Origin of the sequence: Arcticibacter sp. MXS-1, from assembly GCF_041902385.1 — a bacterium.
Lineage (GTDB): Bacteria > Bacteroidota > Bacteroidia > Sphingobacteriales > Sphingobacteriaceae > Arcticibacter.
The window spans coordinates 37852-57960 of record NZ_CP169244.1 but is presented as its reverse complement, the minus strand read 5'-3'; the positions used below and the strand labels follow the sequence as shown (position 1 = coordinate 57960).

11 protein-coding genes are annotated in these 20109 nt (G+C 51.2%); 5 read left to right on the top strand and 6 right to left on the bottom strand.

Annotation, left to right across the window (positions count from 1 at the left end):
• Positions 1-6 precede the first annotated feature (6 nt).
• Genes ACES2C_RS00215 through ACES2C_RS00205 form a run of 3 tightly spaced genes read right to left on the bottom strand, consistent with a single transcriptional unit; the run spans position 7 to position 5103 of the window.
• The gene (locus tag ACES2C_RS00215; protein WP_374165035.1) at positions 7-1584 is read right to left on the bottom strand and encodes a RagB/SusD family nutrient uptake outer membrane protein; all 1578 of its coding nucleotides are present in this window, start codon (positions 1582-1584) and stop codon (positions 7-9) included.
• A complete protein-coding gene (locus tag ACES2C_RS00210) occupies positions 1581-1910 on the bottom strand; it encodes a hypothetical protein (RefSeq protein ID WP_374165034.1) in 330 nt (109 codons plus the stop codon). The genes ACES2C_RS00215 and ACES2C_RS00210 overlap by 4 nt, the downstream gene beginning before the upstream one ends.
• Before the next feature lie 10 nt (positions 1911-1920).
• The gene (locus ACES2C_RS00205; RefSeq protein ID WP_374165033.1) at positions 1921-5103 is read right to left on the bottom strand and encodes a SusC/RagA family TonB-linked outer membrane protein; all 3183 of its coding nucleotides are present in this window, start codon (positions 5101-5103) and stop codon (positions 1921-1923) included.
• 660 nt (positions 5104-5763) lie between these two features.
• On the opposite strand from ACES2C_RS00205, the gene ACES2C_RS00200 reads away from it, so the two are divergent.
• On the top strand, positions 5764-8259 hold the full coding sequence (locus tag ACES2C_RS00200; protein WP_374165032.1) for a glycoside hydrolase N-terminal domain-containing protein: 2496 nt from the start codon (positions 5764-5766) through the stop codon (positions 8257-8259).
• A gap of 39 nt (positions 8260-8298) precedes the next feature.
• On the top strand, positions 8299-10212 hold the full coding sequence (locus tag ACES2C_RS00195; RefSeq protein WP_374165031.1) for an alpha/beta hydrolase-fold protein: 1914 nt from the start codon (positions 8299-8301) through the stop codon (positions 10210-10212).
• A gap of 116 nt (positions 10213-10328) precedes the next feature.
• Here ACES2C_RS00195 and ACES2C_RS00190 read toward each other — a convergent pair whose 3' ends face one another.
• From ACES2C_RS00190 to ACES2C_RS00180, 3 genes are read right to left on the bottom strand one after another with little or no spacing between them, the layout of a single operon-like run.
• The gene (locus tag ACES2C_RS00190) at positions 10329-11036 is read right to left on the bottom strand and encodes a hypothetical protein (RefSeq protein ID WP_374165030.1); all 708 of its coding nucleotides are present in this window, start codon (positions 11034-11036) and stop codon (positions 10329-10331) included.
• Positions 11033-11896: a glycoside hydrolase 43 family protein gene (locus tag ACES2C_RS00185; protein WP_374165029.1), complete on the bottom strand. Its 864-nt coding sequence runs from the start codon at positions 11894-11896 to the stop codon at positions 11033-11035. The genes ACES2C_RS00190 and ACES2C_RS00185 overlap by 4 nt, the downstream gene beginning before the upstream one ends.
• 22 nt (positions 11897-11918) lie before the next feature.
• Positions 11919-12770 (bottom strand): sialate O-acetylesterase, encoded by an 852-nt coding sequence (locus tag ACES2C_RS00180; RefSeq protein ID WP_374165028.1) that lies wholly within the window; start codon positions 12768-12770, stop codon positions 11919-11921.
• 585 nt (positions 12771-13355) lie between these two features.
• Here ACES2C_RS00180 and ACES2C_RS00175 point away from each other — a divergent pair.
• From ACES2C_RS00175 to ACES2C_RS00165, 3 genes are all read left to right on the top strand, one after another.
• Positions 13356-15134, top strand: a complete 1779-nt coding sequence (locus ACES2C_RS00175; RefSeq protein WP_374165027.1) for a glycoside hydrolase family 43 protein — start codon at positions 13356-13358, stop codon at positions 15132-15134.
• Positions 15135-15914: 780 nt separating this feature from the next.
• The gene (locus ACES2C_RS00170) at positions 15915-16961 is read left to right on the top strand and encodes an efflux RND transporter periplasmic adaptor subunit (protein WP_374165026.1); all 1047 of its coding nucleotides are present in this window, start codon (positions 15915-15917) and stop codon (positions 16959-16961) included.
• Between the two features lie 4 nt (positions 16962-16965).
• Positions 16966-20058 carry an efflux RND transporter permease subunit gene (locus ACES2C_RS00165; protein WP_374165025.1) on the top strand — a complete coding sequence of 1031 codons (3093 nt, stop codon included), beginning with the start codon at positions 16966-16968 and terminating at the stop codon, positions 20056-20058.
• The last annotated feature ends 51 nt before the right edge of the window (positions 20059-20109 follow it).

The window sequence follows — 20109 nt, the reverse complement described above, 5'->3', positions numbered from 1 at the left end:
CAGCTATTACCAACCTGGATTCTGCGCGAACTCCGCGTACATATTTACGTCCACATTCTTTAAGGGTAGCCAATAATGCTTCTGGGAGAACTGCCTTTCCAGGATCACTACTTCCCTTAGATTTGAAACCTTGTTTAGAGTCGCGTCTGTGGCATTAAATGGTCCTGTCCGGTCAAATTCGACCGACTTTTTCAATGTGTACGGTTGTTCGATCAATAAAAGCCATCTTCTCAGATCGTTAAACCGGTGGCCTTCGAAAGAAAGCTCTACAGCCCTTTCTCTTCTTAGTTCCGGTAAAAGCGTTTCTGCAGAGGTCAGAAACTTTGCGTTTACGGGCTCAACTCCCGCGCGGGCCCTGATCACGTTGATGGCGTCCACTGCTGTTTTACTAAAATTCGGATCTTTGCCGAGGGGAGAGTTATAACCCATTAAAGCGGATTCAGCATACATCAGGTAGACGTCTGACAGCCGCATATAGGGCACATAAATATGGAGGTTATTTCCCCAGCTATAGGCGTTGTCATACTTGTTAGCAGTAATCGGAATGAACTTGCGGAGTACGTAACCGGTTCTGCTTCCGGAGCTCACGTTTCGGTAGCTCCCGCCTGTGAACAGGTTTGCATACCGGTTCGGCTGCTCGTCTACATTGGGGATTGCGCCCTGCACGAACTTTACCCCATCAAAAACAATATCGTTGTAGAAACGAGGATCACGCCCTTTCCATGGGTATTGCGGGTCATATCCCGATTCCGCATCGGGCTTCGTGATGTCAGGAATGGGAAGTCCGTTTTTCATCCCATAGTAGTCCACGTAGTTAGCGGTGGGGACGAACTTAAGATCGCCTTCCGAAACCACCACCGGAGTGTATTGCTTGCTGGTTCCCCAATTCGAGGCGTTAGCCGAATAATAAGGTCCTCTGAAGATCGCCTCAGTGCTTCCTGGAAGGGCCCATCCCTCGCCCGTCGTATAGAAGTTTTTGTAGTAGTCGGAGAACTTGACCAGGCTGTATTGTGTATTCCCGCTTTCTGTCAGGTTTAGCAATTCCCCGAAAGCGGCAGCAGCCTTTTTGCAATACTCAACGTTATACGCTTTATTGCCTGTCGACTCGTAGTTCATCAGAGGACTGCCAGCCCAAAGGTAATTTTTACCCAGGTATGCAAGGGCCATAATCTTGTTGATCCTTAACTGGTTCTTGCCGAGCGTCCTTTTGCCGGGAGCAGTATCGTCCCAGTTCACAGGCAGCAGATCAGCGGCGGCTCTGAAGTCGGCGGCAGCTTTATCCGCGCATTCGCTGTATTTGAGACGGGGCAGACGGATTTGCCCTGCGCTTGGAAGCACTTCGTCAATATAGGGCAGGCCTCCGAAATACTCCATCAGACGATGATGGAACCAGCCTCTGAAGAACAGCAGTTGTCCCTTAATAAGGTTACGTTCTTCCGGCGTTGCATCGGTCATGAGGTCCATGTTCGCTAAGCCGATGTTCGCCTTTCGGATCCCATACCATGCTGCATTCCACAGGTCCTTGTTAAACCTGTTGTTGGTGTAATTCGGACCGGTGCTGGGCGTAAAATCAGCCTGGTTCATCCATCCTGCACCCCATCCGTCGAATTCAGACTGCCATCCCCAAAAATTTCCGTCATCGATCTTGTGGATGAAGTGGAAATTTCCCGCGGTCGACGTAATTTCATCTTCCCCCAGTTCCAGGAGTTGGTCCAGTAATTGTTGCTAAAGTTGACAATGCAATTGTAGAGCTCTTCTGTAAAGCCCTGGAAATTAGTGAAGTTTTTAAACGCTTCCTTTTCTGAAATGTTAGTCTGGGCATCCTTGTCAAGATATTTCTCACATGAAGAAAGACCGACGCAGGCCCAAACGACAACACAGGATAAAACAGTTTTTATATAAGGTCTCATAAAAGTCTTTTTAAAAGGTGATGTTAGCTCCGAGATTAAAGCGCTTAACAGTTGGATAGGCGCCCTGTGAAGCCCAACCTGTGCCGGCGAAATTCGATTCCCTGTCGTCTGGCATCTTGGTCCACACGGCCAGATTGTTTCCGTTCACGAAGACCCGGAGGTTCTCTATGCCGATCTTTTTAACGAAGCTGTTGCTTTTGCTAAATGTATAGGCGATCTCGGCGTTCTTTAAACGAATGTAGGATCCGTCATACATGAAGCGGTTACCCGGGCTGTAGCTGCTCGGTGTTGACAACCAGCGGGGCAGAGGTGCATCGCCGTTTGTGTTGTCCTTCGACCAGTAGCTGCCCTCGTCATAAACAAGGTGATTTTGACCGGATAAGCTGCTGAATACAACCTGGCGCGTTACGTTATTAACACCATAGACTTGTACAAATGCACTGAACCCTTTCCAGTCAACACCTAGCGTAGCATTAAAGGTATGCTGAGGTACGGAGGGGAAGGCAAAGGGGATATTATCCTTTGAATCGATCACGCCGTCAGCGTTGTAGTCGAGAATATGGTAGTTCCCGGGTAGTTTTTGACCGTCGCCATTATCTGTTATAGTACTTGCATACAACTCATCCCAGGTGTTGTAATAGCTGCCGTTTACGTATGAATAGGTCTGGCTGATCTGCTTTCCTGCCCTTTTCTGATATTGAGGCAACAGGGTAGCATCGTCTGCTTCCAGTACTTTGTCTTTTGCAGTGGTGTAGTTGCCGTTCCCCCACAGGCGTAAGTTCGAATTTAACTTCTTCTCGAAAGCCAGTTCCAGTTCGTATCCCTTGTTCTCCACTTTGCCCAGGTTTGCCACCGGAGCAACTGCTCCGAAGTAGGAGGGAATGGCCCGGCGGTCACCCGTCAGCAGGATGTCAGACCGCCTGTCTCTGAACACGTCCAGTTTTCCGGAAATGAGTCCTCTGAAGAAGCTGAAGTCGACCCCGACATTCGCCTTTCTCACCTTCTCCCACCGTATGTCCGGATTGCCTAAGGCGCTTTCCCTGTACCATACATAGGGGCTTGCTTCAGAGCCTTCGCCGGTCACGCCCAGCTTCGTTTGTTCCCCGTAGGCCCATTGTGTTAAGTACAACCAACGCGCACCTCCGCTATCGTCCCCAATTTCTCCATATGAGGCCCTCACCTTCAGATTATCGATAAAGCCTAAAGGCTTCATGAACTTTTCTTCTGAGATCGTCCAGCCTACACCGCCCGATTGGAAAAAGGCAAAGCGGTTATCAGGGCCGAACTTGGAGGAACCATTATAGGATCCGTTGTATTCTGCTATGTATTTGTTAGCATAGTTGTAAGTTGTCCTGAAAACCCAGTCTTCTCTGTTGAAAGGGATCTCGCTTCCTGTGGCGTACTGATTCCGGTTAAATAAGCCCATTGCCGAGATCGTGTGTTTCAATCCCAGTGTTTTGGAATAGTTTAATTGAGCCTGATAGAACAGACGGCGGTAGGTGGACCAGTCTTCTACAGCGCCCCCTCTGGTAGTCCAGTTGATGCCATTTTGAAAGTCAAAACGGTTTGTCGCATCGAATGCTAACTGATAGGTCGTTTGGCCTGTTTCCGGATCGATCCATTTAGCCTGGATATCATTGTTCTGGTCGTTTATCCCTCTGTCGCCTTCAACAAATGTATTGTCAAGCGCAATCGTGCCCTTGAAGTTCAGTCCTTTTACTAAGCTTCCCAGGTCCTGATCGAGTGTAAAGTCGGTCGTAATCCTGTTTGTAGTGGTAAACTCTGTTCCGCTGACGGCTAGTATGCGTGCCGAGTTGAGTCCGCGCTGTACGTTGGGCGCGTGATATCCCCAGGTGCCATCTGAGTATCTGGGCATGAAAACATCCGGCGCCGTTGTATATGCCGCGATCCAGTAGGAGTAGTCACTGCTTGATGCGCCCCAGGGCATCTTTTTAACACCTCTTGAGCCCGAGAGGCTCGCTCTTAAAACTGTGGACTTCGAAAGATTGAAGTCGAGGTTGCTTCGCATGTTAAGGCGATTAAAGCCATACCCTGCCTGGTAACCCCGGTTGTTTTCAAACTTTCGAAACAGGTCGCCTTCATACAGATAATCAGCGCTGGCAAAATACTTTACTTTACTGGTCCCGCCTGTGATATTGACGTTGGCATTGTGCGACATGGCGTAATCTTTAAATAAGACCTTGTCCCAGTTTACATTTGGATAGCGCTCAGCCTCTGCAAGATCTGCCGGGTAACGATACTTATCTATAATTGACTGAGGCAAGTAATCGTTCCAGCTTTCAGGTCTTAGTGCCAGCTCATACTCAATCACCTGGTTCCTGATCCGCAGTGCATCGTAAGCGTCGTACTTTCCTGGCAATTTAGAAGGTACTTTTACAGCGTTGTTGACTGTTCCGCGTACACTGGCCTGGCCTTCGCGCCCCCTCTTGGTAGTGATCAGGATAACGCCATTAGCGCCTCTTACCCCAAATACCGCGGTAGCTGAAGCGTCTTTAAGTACTGAAATAGATTCTACGGATCCGATATCTACGCTTGTCATCGGCCGTTCGATCCCGTCGACCAGGATCAGGGGATCGTTATTATTCCAGGTGCTCCTTCCCCGAATCACAATTCTGGGGTCTTCTTCGCCGGGCATCCCGGTACTCTGTGTAGTGACCACCCCCGGAACATTCCCGGTAAGTGCTGCGCCGATGCTGGATACTCCCCCGGCTCTTTCGAGCACTTTTCCGCTTGTCTGAGCAACGGCTGCCACTACGCTGGCCTTTTTCTGCGTGCCATAACCTATCACCACTACTTCCTCCAGTCGCGCCATGTCATCTTTCATGGTAACTCTGACTTCCGTCTTTCCCTGTATATCGACCTCCTGGCTGAGCATCCCAATGAAGGAAATGACAAGTGTGTGCCGGTCTGCCGGAACAGCAATGCTGAATCTTCCGTTGATATCGCTGAGAGCTTTTAAGTTTGTTCCCTTTACGGTTACTGTTGCTCCGATCACGGTGTTGTGTTGCTGGTCAAGCACGATGCCTTTTACTGTGCGCTTCTGCTGGGCCGACGCACTCAGGCTCAGTATAACAATAAGGAGATGTGCAAGGTGTAATCTGGCTAACAGACGTCTCCCTCCAGAATGCCAATGGAGCACGTCCTCACACGTTTTTAGTATATTTTTTTTCATTATCAAATAGGATTAAGAGCAAATCGATTGGCTGTTTAATTTTTCGTTTTGTACAACTGTAATCAGTGTCTTGCCTGAGGCTCCCCGCCAGGGAACTGTTGAGGCTAGAAAAAATCTTTTCATGTTGCTGGTTCAATTAGTTTTCGGATCTGTTACTTCCATATCAATAGCTGATAGATTGCGCTGCTGGCAATAAGGAGTGTTAAGTGGGTGGGGCCATAGTAGTAAGGTCTACCTGTTGTTAGTTTATATAAGTTAGCTAATGTCAAAGCCGTCTCCCGGCATACCGCCAGGACAAGTGTTGTAGCTCCGACCTTTCAAAGGTAGATTTGCCGTTGCTTGAGGTATTGCCGTCCTGTCAAAAAAAGTAGTATAAATGTCAACTCTACATTAATAGATCTTCCTACTGAGTCCAATAGTTCTGTTTTTGTCCTTATCGGCGCTCACGGGCTTTAGCAGAAGGGTAGCTAAACAAATCTGCTATCTTTTAACCCAATCTTACACGTGCCTCCATTAACCGATATCTTAGCTTTGACTCTGCTTGCCTTGCTTCTGCTGAGCATAAAATGCACTTAGAAATTAGCGCAATGTCTAGCCAGAAGTTAAACCACAGCCTCGTTCGTAAATTTGCATGCGTACTGACCATTAGTAATCTTTAAAATGAAACCAAGACACCTGTTAATGCTGTTCAAGAGACGCTGGCTGAGTCTCGCCATCCTCATCTTGTTGCCGGTTTATCTGTCAGGCCAGAGCAATACGGGTCTTAAACTATGGTATAAAAAGCCTGCAGGTCAAACCTGGACAGATGCATTGCCTCTTGGTAACGGCTTCCTCGGTGCCATGGTCTTCGGAAACACCAGTCGTGAAACGATATCCCTGAATGAAGGAACTGTCTGGTCGGGAGGCCCCGGCGGAAATGATAATCCGGCAGCGCTCCAGGCCCTTCCACAGGTACGAAAACTATTGTTCGAAGGGAAATATGCCGAAGCGCAGGAGATGGTCGGAAAGACGATGATCTCAGCAAAAAGCCAGGGAATGAAGTTTCAGCCGGTAGGCGATCTACATCTTGATTTCAAAGGGCACGAGCACGCCGGCCGGTACTATCGCGAGCTCAATATCGAGGATGCTGTGGCAAGGGTCATTTATTGGATAGGCGACGTTCGTTACAGCAGAGAGGTTTTTACTTCTTTTCCCGACAAGGCCGTGATCGTGCGTCTTACGGCCAGCCGGCCGGGTAAACTTTCTTTCTCAGCTTCGTTAAGCTCCCTCCATCGCTTCGTGCGAAAGGTGGATCCTAAGGGCCAGATCGCACTTGAGGCTACAACCTCCGATCATGAAGGACTGAAAGGAATGGTGCGCTTCAAGGCGCTGGCGAAGGTGGTGGCAGAGGGAGGAACAAGGACTGTTACCGATACTTCCGTCCAGATTAATTCTGCCACTTCCGCAACTATCTATGTCAGTGTAGGAACCAATTTTAACAATTATAAAGACCTGAGTGCCAATGAAGGCCTGAGAGCGGAAAAGATGATGGCCTCTGTCTTAGCAAAGCCCTATTCGCAATTGCTGCGAGATCATATCGCCGCCTACCAGAAGCTGTTCAAACGCGTCTCGCTGGATCTGGGAAGCAGCGCTTCTGCCAGTCTGCCTACTGACGAGCGATTGCAGTCTTTCGCTCAGGGCAATGACTTGCAGCTGGCCGCGCTGTACTTTCAGTTCGGTCGCTATCTGCTTATTTCAAGTTCTGCTCCCGGAGGTCAGGCTGCCAACCTGCAGGGAATATGGAATAACCGGATGGATCCTCCCTGGGACAGCAAGTACACCATCAATATCAATACAGAAATGAACTACTGGCCTGCGGAGAATACCAATCTCAGTGAAACGCATCTGCCGCTGATCAGGCTCATTCGGGAGCTTGCAGAAACGGGCCAGGCAACAGCTAAAGCGATGTACGGAGCAAATGGCTGGGTTGCTCACCATAATACGGACATCTGGCGAATCACTGCTCCTGTGGATGGTGCCTACTGGGGCATGTGGCCCATGGGCGGCGCCTGGCTCTCCGAGCATTTGTGGGAGCGGTATCTCTATACCGGCGACCTAAAATACCTTGCCTCTGTTTTTCCTGTGCTGAGAGGTGCATCCCTGTTCTTCCTCGATCATTTGGTGCCTGAGCCGAAGCACGGCTGGCTCGTAGTGGCTCCGGGAGTGTCGCCTGAAAATGAACCGAAGCTTCCCGGTTTTAAAGGGGTATCGCTTACTTATGGTGCTACCATGGACAACCAGCTGGTTTTTGAGCTTTTCTCTAACACCATCCGCGCGGCCGAAACCCTCCGGGACCGCGACTCTCAATTTATAAAGCGTCTGAAAGAAGCGAGGGAAAAACTGCCGCCCATGCAGATTGGTAAACACGGGCAGCTGCAAGAATGGCTGGAGGACTGGGATGATCCCAACGACAAACACCGGCATGTTTCCCATCTGTTCGGCTTGTATCCGGGCAAGCAGATCCTGCCTGAGCAGTCGCCCGCCCTGTTTGAAGCTGCACGCAACTCCCTGCTGTTCCGCGGCGACGTGTCCACCGGATGGAGCATGGGCTGGAAGGTGAACATGTGGGCCAGATTCCTCAACGGCGAGCATGCATGGCAGTTAATTAAGAATCAGCTCACGCCAGTCGGTGTGAATAAAGACGGCGGCGGAACTTATAATAATTTGTTCGACGCCCATCCGCCATTCCAGATTGATGGGAACTTTGGCTGTACTGCCGGTATTGCCGAGATGCTCATGCAAAGCCACGCGGGTTCTCTGCATCTCCTGCCCGCTTTGCCGGGCGCATGGAAGAGCGGGACAGTTAAAGGCCTAAAGGCGCGGGGAGGGTTTGAGATCGTGGAATTAGCATGGGAAAACGGACGCGTCCGAAAGCTTGCAATCCGGTCAAATCTGGGTGGCAACCTCCGTTTAACCGTTCCCAACGCTTTGCACAGTCCGGCGGGAGCTCTAAGAAAGGCTTCGGGTAGAAATCCCAACTCCTTCTATTATGTCGACAGCATCCCGGGTCCGATCATTGCCCCGGACGCAAAGTTAAGGGGCTTGCAGGAGATGCCTGCGCTCTCCTACGACATGGCAACAGTGAAGGGAAGGGTTTACAGCTTTACCGGATCTTGAGCAGGTACAGAAGAAACGAGTATGACCTAAAAAAATGTTATGAAATATCTGTTTTTATCGTTTACTCTTTTGTTCGCTTGTCTCCGGGCGGTTTCTCAGCCCGAGCATAAACAAGCCCCTGATGGTTTTGATGCCCCACGTGCAGGCATCGCGCATGGAAAGATCGACACCGTTTCGTATCGGTCTGCCACTGTTGGAGCGGTCCGCAAGGCTCTGGTGTATACGCCTCCAGGCTATTCCGCTAAAAAGAAATACCCTGTTCTTTATCTTTTGCATGGCATTGGGGGGGATGAAAAGGAATGGTTTAACAACGGTCAGCCGCATGTGATCCTGGATAACCTGTATGCTGAGAAGAAGCTTCAGCCGATGATCGTGGTCCTGCCAAACGGCAGGGCGATGAAAGACGACCGGGCAACAGGGAACATCATGGCACCCGACAAAGTGCAGGCCTTCGCCACGTTTGAGAAGGACCTGCTCAATGACCTGATTCCCTTCATCGAATCAAGATACCCAGCCCGCAAAGACCGGGAAAGTCGTGCTATTGCCGGCCTGTCAATGGGCGGCGGACAGTCTTTGAATTTCGGGCTGGGCAACCTTGATCACTTTGCATGGGTCGGCGGATTCTCATCGGCGCCTAATACGAAGGCTCCCGAGCTGCTGGTGCCCCGCCCGGAAGAGGCTAAACGCAAACTGAAGCTGCTCTGGATCTCCTGCGGAGATGAGGACAACCTGATGGATTTCAGCAAACGGACCCATGACTATCTGACGAGGGAAAAGGTGCCCCATATTTTTTATCTCGAGCCCGGAAAGCACGATTTTAAAGTATGGAAGAATGACCTCTACATGTTCTCGCAGCTTCTTTTTAAGCCGGTTAATCCTGCATTGTTTCCTCAGTACACTGTACTCGGACAGCGGGCCGCTACCAATATCAGATCGGCCGCATACCCTCAGGTGATGCCTGACCATCGCGTCGTTTTCCGGATCAAGGCTCCGGATGCAAGAAAAGTTCAGGTTGATCTCGGCCGTCCCTATGATATGGTGAAAGATGAAGAGGGCGTGTGGAAGGTAACCACGGACTCGATAGGAGAGGGCTTTCATTATTATTCACTGATGATCGACGGGGTAGCTCTTGCCGATCCGGCAAGTGAAACATTTTACGGGATGGGCAGAATGGCAAGTGGTATAGAGATTCCCTTTTCAGGAGGCGATTATTATGCTGAGAAGGATGTACCGCACGGAGAGCTTCGTATGAAACGCTATTACTCACGTCAGCTAAACTCCTGGCGGCGCTTTTTTGTCTACACGCCTCCCGGCTATGACAACAACCAGCAGCAGAAATACCCCGTCCTGTATCTGTTTCATGGCGGCGGTGAAGACGAAAGAGGATGGGCGATGCAGGGTAAAGCCGACCTGATCCTGGATAATCTTATTGCTTCGGGTAAAGCCAAACCGATGCTGATCGTCATGGCTGATGGAAATGTGGGCGCAGGAGCGTTTGGAGAACAATCGCTCCGGGCGTTCGAGAACGAACTCAAGACCGCTCTGATCCCCTTCGTTGAAAGTAATTATAGGGCTGAGACCTCCGCCGCCGGAAGGGCACTGGCAGGACTGTCAATGGGCGGCTTGCAGACCCTCTATGCAGGAATCAAAAACTCTTCGATGTTCAGCTCGCTCGGTGTGTTCAGCTCGGGCTGGTTTGCCGGCCGCGACGAACTGTCTGGCCCTCAGTATTCCTTCATTAAGGATAATGCCCCGGCCATCAACAGCCATTTGAAAAGCCTCTGGATCTCGATGGGAGGGAAGGAGGACATCGCCTATACGAATTGTAAAACGATGCTTTCAAAGTTTGATGAGCTGGGACTAAAGTACACTTATTCTGAGTATCCAGGAGGTCACACATGGCCGGTATGGCGTAATAACCTCTACAATTTCGCGCAGGTGCTGTTCCGGTAGCTTCTGGTACAGATAGCCTGTTTTTCCTGCGATAAAAGTTTTTCTGGGTGGGGCATATAGTTGGCAATCCGCCGGACTCGTTTCCGGCGGATTTGCTTTATGAAATACTGTTTACGTCATTTTTGTCCGTCACTGATCATGAAGTAGTCAAAATCAGCATAGCCTCCGGCCTCTTTGGTCGCGTAACTGAACAGCCCGAAGCGGTACCCCATGAAATGCGGGAGGGTGTACGCCATCTTCAAGGTATCACCAATGGCGGTCCACGACTTGCCGTCGAGGCTGTAGTAGAAGCGAGCCTTGTCTGTCCGGTCTTTAAAGTCGCAATCCGCGCGCAGGTAAACTACCTTCTGATGCAGGGGGACACGCCCAGCTTCCAGCGGCTTGCCTGAATCGGCATTGATCATGACGAGGGAACGGCGGCCGCCTTCTTCTGCTTTCACACCTACCCATCCGTATTTGGCCTGCAGGAGGGCGAGTCCTGCACAATCTCCTTCTTTCATTCCCGACACATCCAAAGCGGTGATGCCTGTGCACTGCGGTCCGAAGGTTCGCTGGGTAAGGGTATTACGTGCAAGTAAGAACGACGTGTCTGTTCTTCCGGTTGTCAGCCGCAGGAATCCGGGTCGCTGCTTCAACGACCAGAGTGTATTGTCAGGATTATGATTCCATTGCCAGGCAAGAGGAAGATCGCGTTCATTCCGGCTGCGGCTGAACTCGTCGGAAGCTACAATCCCCGGGATATATCCCCGGCTGGGCGGCAGGTCGAGCTCCTCAGGTACCTTAGCCCCTGCTCCGAGCACAGGCCAGCCGTCCTGCCAGCTCACGGGGACAAGATACGGAATACGGCCCACCGCCCCGAAGTCACGGAACAGGTAGGCATACCATTGCCCCTTCGGCGTGCTGATAAGCCCCCTTGTGCAACGCCCTTGTCCTGCAATCCAACGCGGCCTTCATACGGCCCCGTTATCCGGTCGGCACGGTGGATGACAACAGTGCGCATACCGCCGCGCGGCCAGGTGATATTAAAGAGATAATACTTTCCGTTGACCTTAAATAGCTGGGAGCCTTCGGAGGGCAGTCCGATTTCAGCTCCGGCAGGTGTACTTGCATTTTCAATAATGGATCGGGGCTGAGTGTCTGCTTTGATGCCCGAAAGGTCTTCATTTAGCTCTGTCAGCATGATCCGGCCTGCCCCATAGATCATATAGGTGCGTCCGTCGTCGTCAAAAAAGAGCGAGTGGTCATGCAGGGCCGGCGCAAACGAATGGGCCTTCCAGGGCCCTTTTTCAATGTTTTTCGTCGTGTAGATATAGGTTTTGTTGGTGGTACCCGAAAACGTTGACACATAGTAGGTGCCCTTATGGTAGCGCAGACTGCTGGCCCAGGAGCCCCGGCCGTAGGTGCTCTTGCCGTTCGCAAGATTGAGCTCATCGGTGTCGTCCAGCTTGTCGTACGCATAACTCACCATCTTCCAGTTGATCAGGTCTTCTGAGCGCATTATAGGCACGCCAGGGCTCATATGCATCGTCGTGCTGCTCATATAATAAACATTGCCCACGCGGATTATTGCCATATCAGGCACATCCGCAAAGATTACAGGGTTGGATGCCCGCTGCCCATAAGCAAAAACAGAAAGGAGAAGGACCACCGGGATGATGGTAAAAAGACGGATCGTTCTTTTCATGACAGATATCATAACGGCAGCACTATTTGGAACTGGTTTTTTTGGCAGCAGGGCCAACCAGCGACAGCATCTTTTCCCCATATCTCTTCCCAAGCTCCCGGTAGCCGGCGGGATTGAAATGAAGGTTGTCGCCCGCTGCCTGGCAGCCCGCTGATGAGATTACATAGGAATTGGGCAGCACCGACGGAAGTGTGTTGATGATGGTATTCATGCTGGCGCATTTGCCTGCCTGATCTGCCCCAACTACTTCTCCTGCGAGTAATGGCACCGGGCCGATCCCCAGATCCTTTAGCAAACGATCGTATACCGACTTTACTTTCTGAGGCCAGCTCGGGTCGCCTGTGTTCGATTCTCCCTGATGAAGGAGGATGCCTTTTATAACGCCGGCCTTCATCGCTTTTTTGCCCATCTCGACGAGTCGTCCGTATGGGTCACTATCGTATGCTTTGGCGGTGTTGATCAGCCAGTCGGGCGCTCCCGCCAGATAAGCCTGGTACTGATCCTTGTCGAATAACTCGATCTTGCATCCGCCTACGGCTACGTTGATTACTCCCACTTTAACACTGGCAGGGAGGCCTGCGATCATCGTCCTGCCGAAATAGTCGACAGGGCTCAGTCCTGTCTTGCAGCGGCAGAGGGGAGGGGTAGCTGTATACCAGTTTCCTTTTGTTCTGCCCTTTTCAGGACAGTCCACTGCTGCCAGCATTTGAAAGCGGGCATCCACCGTTGTGTCCTGGGGTTCAAACTTAGCAGCTCCCTCCATGTTTGACTGTCCGAAACATAGAAAGACATAAAAGTTGGGATCCTGCGAAAAAGCCTTGCTTCCGCAGAAAAACAACATCGTAAAAACGAATAGTTTCAATGAGGTTTTCATAATCAGTTATAAATTTCAAATCTATCTTAATCCTACCACAGATGGAGATGTTCAGGTGGAAAAAGATAGGACAAATGTTAAGTGCGAGGAGCTGCCGCTGCAGGCGGCTCCGCTTCATCTTAGAGTGACTGCCATCGGGACAAACGATTCTTTGCCGCCCCTCAATGGCCGCCGGGCGGGAGATGGTTAGTTTGCTCAATAAATAATTGTCCTTAAACATTGGTGCTAGTTATTTGAACGATTTAGCCATCTCTGCTGGCCGTCCTGCAGTAGTTTTGACCATTCGCCCTGCAGGCGCCCGCGCCTGTCTGTTAAATACGCAACTAACATAATGCCTTCTTAAACGATGAACAACCACACTTTCAGATTATCCGGACGCCAGGCTTCTGCTCGCATCCGTCACCGGGCCTTTCGTGCCCCTGCACCACCAGGCCCTGCTGTTGCCGCCTGCGTCAGCAAATGAAGAGAATAGCAGGCGCAGCAGGAAACAGAGGCGCTTCATATGCTGCCTGGATCAATTTAATTTAATAGTTTTAATATGTACAACGAACCCCTGACAATAGCGGCGTTCAAGTATCCAAAAAGATGAAAACACCAAAAGCTAATTTCGTTTTTCTCCGCAAACAGCCGTTCTTCATAGCCTTGTTTGCTCTGTTTTTACATCCTCAGGTCTATTCGCAGGTGAATAGCAAGGGGGCTAAGGACGGCCCTCTTTTTACCCGCTTCAGCTATCGGGGCGACGATAGAGTATATAATGACAATCCGTTGAAGGCCGACGAGTTCTATACTCCCATCCTGCAGGGCTGTTACCCCGATCCGAGCATCACCCGCAAAGGGTCGGATTATTACCTGGTCAACTCTTCATTTGCATTTTTTCCGGGGGTGCCTATTTTTCACTCGAATGACCTGGTGAACTGGAAACAGATAGGCCACGTCCTTGACCGGCCCTCGCAACTGAAGGTGCAGGATGCCACTATTTCCGGCGGTGTTTACGCTCCTGCTATTGCCTATAATCAGGCTAATGATACTTTTTACATGATCACTACCCAGTTTGCAGGAGGCATGGGGAACATGGTGGTGAAAACGAAGGACCCGGCCAAAGGCTGGAGCGACCCCATTAAACTGCGGTTCGACGGCATTGACCCTTCCCTTTTCTTTGACGACAACGGAAAGGCCTATGTAGTGCATAACGATGCCCCTGCACCCGGAAAGGCGCTGTACGAAGGGCACCGCGTGATCAAGATCTGGGATTATGACCTGGAAAACGACCAGGTAGTGCCCGGGAGCGACAAGGTGATCGTTGACGGAGGTACTGATATTACACAAAAACCGATATGGATAGAAGGTCCGCACATCTACAAAAAGAATGGAAAGTATTACCTCATGTGCGCCGAAGGGGGAACAGGCGGCTGGCATAGTGAGGTTATTTTCATAGGCGACAGTCCCAAAGGGCCTTTTGTGCCGGCACCCAGCAATCCTATCCTCACCCAAAGATACTTCCCGGCCGACCGGACCAACAAGGTGGACTGGGCAGGCCATGCCGACCTGGTAGAAGGCCCTGATGGAAAGTATTATGGAGTTTTCCTGGGAATCCGTCCCAATGAAAAGAACCGGGTAACGACCGGACGCGAGACTTTTATACTGCCCGTTGACTGGAGCGGCCAGTTTCCGGTATTTGAAAATGGACTGGTTCCTTTAAAAGCCAAGCTTAAAACGCCTGGCGGCGTGAAGAACCAGACGGGGCAGAATGGCTTTTTCCCGAACGGCAATTTTACGTTTGAGGACAACTTTACGGGTAAAACTCTTGATCACCGGTGGATAGGAGTGAGAGGCCCGCGCGAGGACTTTGCCTCACTGAGCAAAAATGGACTGAGGATTGCCGCCTTCCAGAGGAATATCAAGGACAAGGAGCCCACTTCCACTCTTTTCTACCGGCAGCAACATAACGTGTTCAGTGCTGCCGTTACCATGAAGTATTCTCCGGCAACAGAAAAAGATATGGCCGGCATCGTATGCTATCAGAAAGAGTCGTTCAATTACGTATTTGGCCTTACCCGCAAGGGGGGCGATAATTACCTGATCCTGGCAAGAACTGAGAACGGAAAGACCACGCCGCTCGGTACCGCTAAAGTGGACGCCCGTAAGCCCCTGCATCTGCAAGTTTCTGCCAAAGGTGATGACTACCAGTTCAGCTATTCCTATGACGGGAGCCAGTTTACCAACGTAGGCGGAACTGTGTCGGGCGACGTCCTTTCCACTAATATGGCAGGCGGATTTACAGGAGCGTTGATCGGACTCTACGCGACTTCGGCTAACGATATTTTACCGTCAACGAATGTTGTCGTTAGTTCTGAGTCCCGTTAATGTGAGTATGAGGCTCCAGGAACTCTTTCTTCTAATTTAATATTCCCCGGGGGTAAAAGGTGTTTACCCGAGTAAGCACAAGCTGTTACCGGCTATTAGGGAGCGCAACTTCTCCTTTAATAGCCGGTAACGGTAATCTCCGAACTTACTCTCTTTTCATTATTCTCCCGCACTGGCCAAACAGCAGAGTCAGGCGACCCATAATGCCCGCCAAGGACTATCAGAAGGCTGCACTTCGCAGCGATTTTAAACAGAAGATGTATCTACAGGAAGTGTGAATGAGTCAGGACAAGCTCGCCTGTGAGTCTGAATGCGCAACTATATCAACACCTTTATAGCCACCATGCAGCCACCCTATCCTAAGAAAAGGTGGCTACATCGTGGCTACATGGTGTGTTAATTGCGGCTGCTTTCAGTAAATGAAGCGAGCCAGATACGGCCGTGAGTATAACCAGGTCAGAGTCGGATGCAGGCTTGTCAAAGAGTACAGATGCTAATACTGCCCCGGTTCTTTAATAACTCCTTCTTCCCCTTCAAGTTGCGGCCTCGCGGCGGTCTGCTGATACTCCCGGGGGTCTTTAGCAACTGTCAAGCGCAACAGGCAGAGAAAGCAAACCGGAGCAGCATACGGTCGTCCGGCCTTATAGGATAAACGCCCTCCACCAAGCAAAAGACCTTGATAAAAATACTTAATAGTTACGACTCAATAATCTTCAGTAACAAATTTGATAAACTTTTATATTAGCCGATTGTTAAACCACTAAACTTAAACGCAAATTAATGTCGGTTCTGAGATTTCTATATGCAGTCCTGATCTTATCATTTCTGGCAAGCTGCAATTCTTCCGGAAGAAAGGAGGGCGCAGCTTCAGACGATTCATCGTCTTCTATTCCTGTTACTGTTACCCGGGCCCGCGACATGAAGCAACCGGGGCAGCTTTTACTAAGCGGCTCTGTGGAAGCCTTCAGAACGGTGGACCTGAGCTTTAGTACGACGGGCACCGTACAAAACGTGTATAAGCGGGAGGGGCAAGCGGTGGCGAAAGGTGAGCTGCTTGCTACGCTTAATCCAGAGTCATATTCTTACAGCCTGAAGGCGGCAACTGCCACACTCGATCAGGCACAGGACCAGTATAACCGGGCCCTCATCATGAAGGAGCGGGGCAGCCTCACTCCTGTAGACTATCAGAAGGCCCTTACTTCCCTCCAGCAGGCGCAGGCAGCGAAAGGGCAGGCACAGAAGGCTTATAACGATACCCGCCTCCGCAGCCCGATATCAGGTGTTGTATCTGAGCAGAATGTGGAGCCGGGCGAAAATGCGGCGCCGGGAGTGCCTCACTTCACCGTGGTGCAGATCCGGCCGCTTCTGGTCAAAACCAGCATCCCTGAACGCGAGGTTAGTCGCGTCCGGAAGGGACAGCGTGTGACGGTTTCCATCCCCGCCCTCGATCAGACAGTAGAAGGCAGGATCACCGAGCTGGGAATTGTGGCCGACCCCACCACAAGGGCGTACACAGTAAAGATACAGCTCGACAACAGCGACGGCAGCATCCGGCCGGGAATGATTGCCAATGCCGTACTAAGCACCGGAACTTCTTCTGAAAGTATTATGCTTCCTGGCGAGGCTATTCTGAGAGATCCTAACGGCACTACTTATGTGTACACTGTGGACAGCTCGAACAGCAGGGCTTACCGGCGTTCGGTGTCCATCGGCAATCCCTCGGGCAGCAATATCGCCATTGCCTCCGGACTGAACGGTAAGGAGCTGATCGTGACCGGAGGGCAGCAGAAACTTCAGAACGGGTCAAGGGTGCAAATCTTAAAGTGAGGCGATGAATCTGATTAAAGGATCTTTAAAATATGCTCAGGTAACGCTTGCTGTACTGGCAATTGTGGTCTTTGCCGGAGTCTACTCATTGCTCAATATGCCCCGGCGGGAGGACCCTAAAATTACTATCCGCACGGCACTGGTCGTGGCTTTTTATCCCGGTGCTAATTCTGCCCAGGTCGAAGAACAGGTGGCGAAAAAGATAGAGCAGTATTTGTTCGGCTACAGTGAGGTACGGAAAGACAAGACCTATTCAACGAGTCGGGATGGTGTGGTTGTTGTCAACGTCGAACTTCAGGAGAATGTGAAGAACCCGGATGTATTCTGGGGCAAGCTGCGGCAAGATATGCTGCAGGCGCGCTTGCTCGATCTTCCTAATGGTGTGATTGGCCCGATTGTAAATTCCGATTTCGGCGACACGATTGCTATGCTTATTGGCGTAGCATCCGACGATCTGTCTAACCAGCAGCTGCTTCCTTATATCCGGCAGATCGAAGATGACTTGCGCACCATTCCTTCGGTATCAAAGATCAAACGGATCGGTGAGCAGGAAGAGCAGATCACGGTGACGGCAGACACCCGCCGTCTGGCGCAGTATGGCATCAAGTTCCCGCAGGTGGTGCAGGTGCTCAAGGCGCAGAACGTGATCGGCCCGACAGGCAACCTCAAGGTGTCTCAGTCGCAGGTGCCCCTGTATGCAAAGGGCTATTTTGGTACCGAGCAGCAGGTGTCTGACCAGATCGTGGGCGTGTCGCCTTCCGGCGGAGTGGTACGCCTCGGAGATGCTACTAATATCAAAAGAGAATATGCCGAGCCCTCTACGGCGTACAGGGTTGACGGACAGCCGGCTATGCTTCTTTCGCTGGAAATGCTCGAAGGAAATAACGTAGTAAAGTTCGGGAATACCGTGAAAGAGCATCTTGCGGAGATTCAGAAAACGCTGCCCTCCAATGTGAGGATCACCACCATCGTTGACCAGCCTCATATTGTTCAGACGAGCGTAAACGACTTTATCCGCGAATTCTTTTTAGCCATCATCTCGGTTGTGATCGTTACCATCCTGCTGCTGCCGTTCCGCATAGCAGCAGTTGCGGCTATGGCCATTCCGGTAACGGTAGCGGTGACTTTTGCTCTGCTTCATGCCTTTGGCATTGAGCTGCAGCAGGTGTCGCTGGCTGCCCTTATTGTGGTGCTGGGCATGGTGGTAGACGACGCCATTGTCATTGCTGATAACTATGTGGAGCTGCTCGATGAGGGGATGGACAGGTGGACCGCGGCCTGGCGCAGTGCCAGTGATCTCATTATTCCTGTTCTGACCGCAACTGTTACGATAATAGCTGCCTTCCTTCCGCTCGGCTTCCTGCTGACCGGCTCGGTGGGCGAGTTTATCTATTCCCTGCCTATTACAGTGACCATTGCACTGGCTTCATCGTTCGTGGTGGCGATGCTGCTGACGCCTTATCTGTGCTATAAGTTCATTAAGAAAGGACTTCACGATCACTCTGCTCCCCAGGGTCAGCAGGAGAAGAAACGACCCTCCCTGCTCGACGCGATGCAGAATGGATATGATCAACTGATCGACTGGTCGATGAAAAGAAAAGGCGTTATCATCACCGTTTCGATTCTTTCTATTGTTGGGGCGGGCGTGCTCTTTCTCTTTGTCAATCAGAAGTTTTTCCCTGCGGCAGAACGAAACCAGTTTGTGATGGAGGTTTGGCTGCCTACCGGAGCACGGGTAGAACGCACGGAATCGGCTTTGCGCCGGATGGAGAGCCTGATCAGCAAGGATGAGCGGGTGACCAGTTTTGTGAGCTTTGCCGGAACCAGTGCGCCGCGCTTCTACTATAACTTTTCGCCTGAGTTTCCGACGAGCAACTTCGGCCAGATCCTGGTTAATACGAACAGCAACGAAGACACAGAAGAGCTTGCCGCAGAGCTTAGCGGAAAGCTGGCTAAGCTGGTTCCGGAGGGAAGGGCACGGGTGAGGCTGATGCAGCAGGGCTCGGTAGCGCTGGCGCCGGTGGAAGTGCGGGTAACGGGGCCAGATATCACCAGGATCAGGGAGATTGGCAGTCGTGTACAGCAGATCCTCCGGAAGACCCAAGGCACCGAAGATGTGCACACCAACTTCATGGAGGACTACTATGGCATTGACATGAACCTCAAGGAGGAAGGGAACCGGATGGGATTCACGACGTCGAGCGTAGCCGCCAGTACCTATGCCGGCTTTTCGGGTTATACCGCTACCACACTTTATGAGGGCGACCAGCCCATCAACGTAGTGTTACGACTGGATTCGGCCAATCGCAGAAGCTTCGAGGATATTCAGAACCTCTATGTCTCCTCGCCTGTGACAGGGGCAGACGTGCCTCTGCGTCAGATCGCGGATTTGAAGGCCGACTGGCAGACCGGGCGGATTGTAAGGAGGAACGGTGTTCGCACCATGTCGGTGCTGAGTGAGGTACAGCCTGGCTCGTTTGCCTCGGGCATCCTCAAAACGATCAGACCCGAGATCAGCAATATCCCGCTTCCTCCAGGATACCGCATCACCTACGGCGGCGAGTACGAAAACCAGAAGGAGACGTTCAGCCAGATGGTAGGGGCCCTGCTGGTCAGTCTGCTCATGATCTTCCTGGTGCTTCTTTTTCAGTTCCGGAACATCAAGGAGGCACTGCTGATCATGCTCTCCATTCCTCTGAGCCTGTTCGGCGCCATTCTCGGACTGGTCATGACCGGCAATCCTTTTGGGTTCACGGCCTTTATCGGCTTGATCAGTTTGTCGGGGATCGTGGTACGTAATGCCATCATCCTGGTTGATCATACCAATCTGCTCATCCGGGAGCAGGGCATGGATATTCCTACAGCGGCAGCGGAAGCCGGGAAACGGAGGCTGAGACCGATATTCCTGACCGCGGCTGCTGCCGCTATTGGTGTAGTGCCCATGATCCTGTCGGGATCGCCTCTGTGGAGCCCCTTAGCCAGTGTGCTGGCCGTGGGCGTATTATTTTCGATGGTGATGGCCGTTGTGGCTATCCCGGTACTGTATACGATGATCGTTAAACCTTCTGATTCAGAATTCAGAAATGAAGAGAAATAGTAAGATCAGCATTCTTTTTTTAGCTTTTTTATATATGCCCTGGCTGCTGTT

Bases quoted from the DNA above. Each gene is read 5' to 3' on its own strand.
- ACES2C_RS00205 (WP_374165033.1), bottom strand. From the start codon at position 5,103: ATGAAAAAAAATATACTAAAAACGTGTGAGGACGTGCTCCATTGGCAT.
- ACES2C_RS00180 (WP_374165028.1), bottom strand. From the start codon at position 12,770: ATGAAAACCTCATTGAAACTATTCGTTTTTACGATGTTGTTTTTCTGC.
- ACES2C_RS00200 (WP_374165032.1), top strand. From the start codon at position 5,764: ATGAAACCAAGACACCTGTTAATGCTGTTCAAGAGACGCTGGCTGAGT.
- ACES2C_RS00170 (WP_374165026.1), top strand. From the start codon at position 15,915: ATGTCGGTTCTGAGATTTCTATATGCAGTCCTGATCTTATCATTTCTG.
- ACES2C_RS00175 (WP_374165027.1), top strand. From the start codon at position 13,356: ATGAAAACACCAAAAGCTAATTTCGTTTTTCTCCGCAAACAGCCGTTC.
- ACES2C_RS00215 (WP_374165035.1), bottom strand. From the start codon at position 1,584: ATGAACCAGGCTGATTTTACGCCCAGCACCGGTCCGAATTACACCAAC.
- ACES2C_RS00195 (WP_374165031.1), top strand. From the start codon at position 8,299: ATGAAATATCTGTTTTTATCGTTTACTCTTTTGTTCGCTTGTCTCCGG.
- ACES2C_RS00210 (WP_374165034.1), bottom strand. From the start codon at position 1,910: ATGAGACCTTATATAAAAACTGTTTTATCCTGTGTTGTCGTTTGGGCC.
- ACES2C_RS00165 (WP_374165025.1), top strand. From the start codon at position 16,966: ATGAATCTGATTAAAGGATCTTTAAAATATGCTCAGGTAACGCTTGCT.
- ACES2C_RS00185 (WP_374165029.1), bottom strand. From the start codon at position 11,896: ATGAAAAGAACGATCCGTCTTTTTACCATCATCCCGGTGGTCCTTCTC.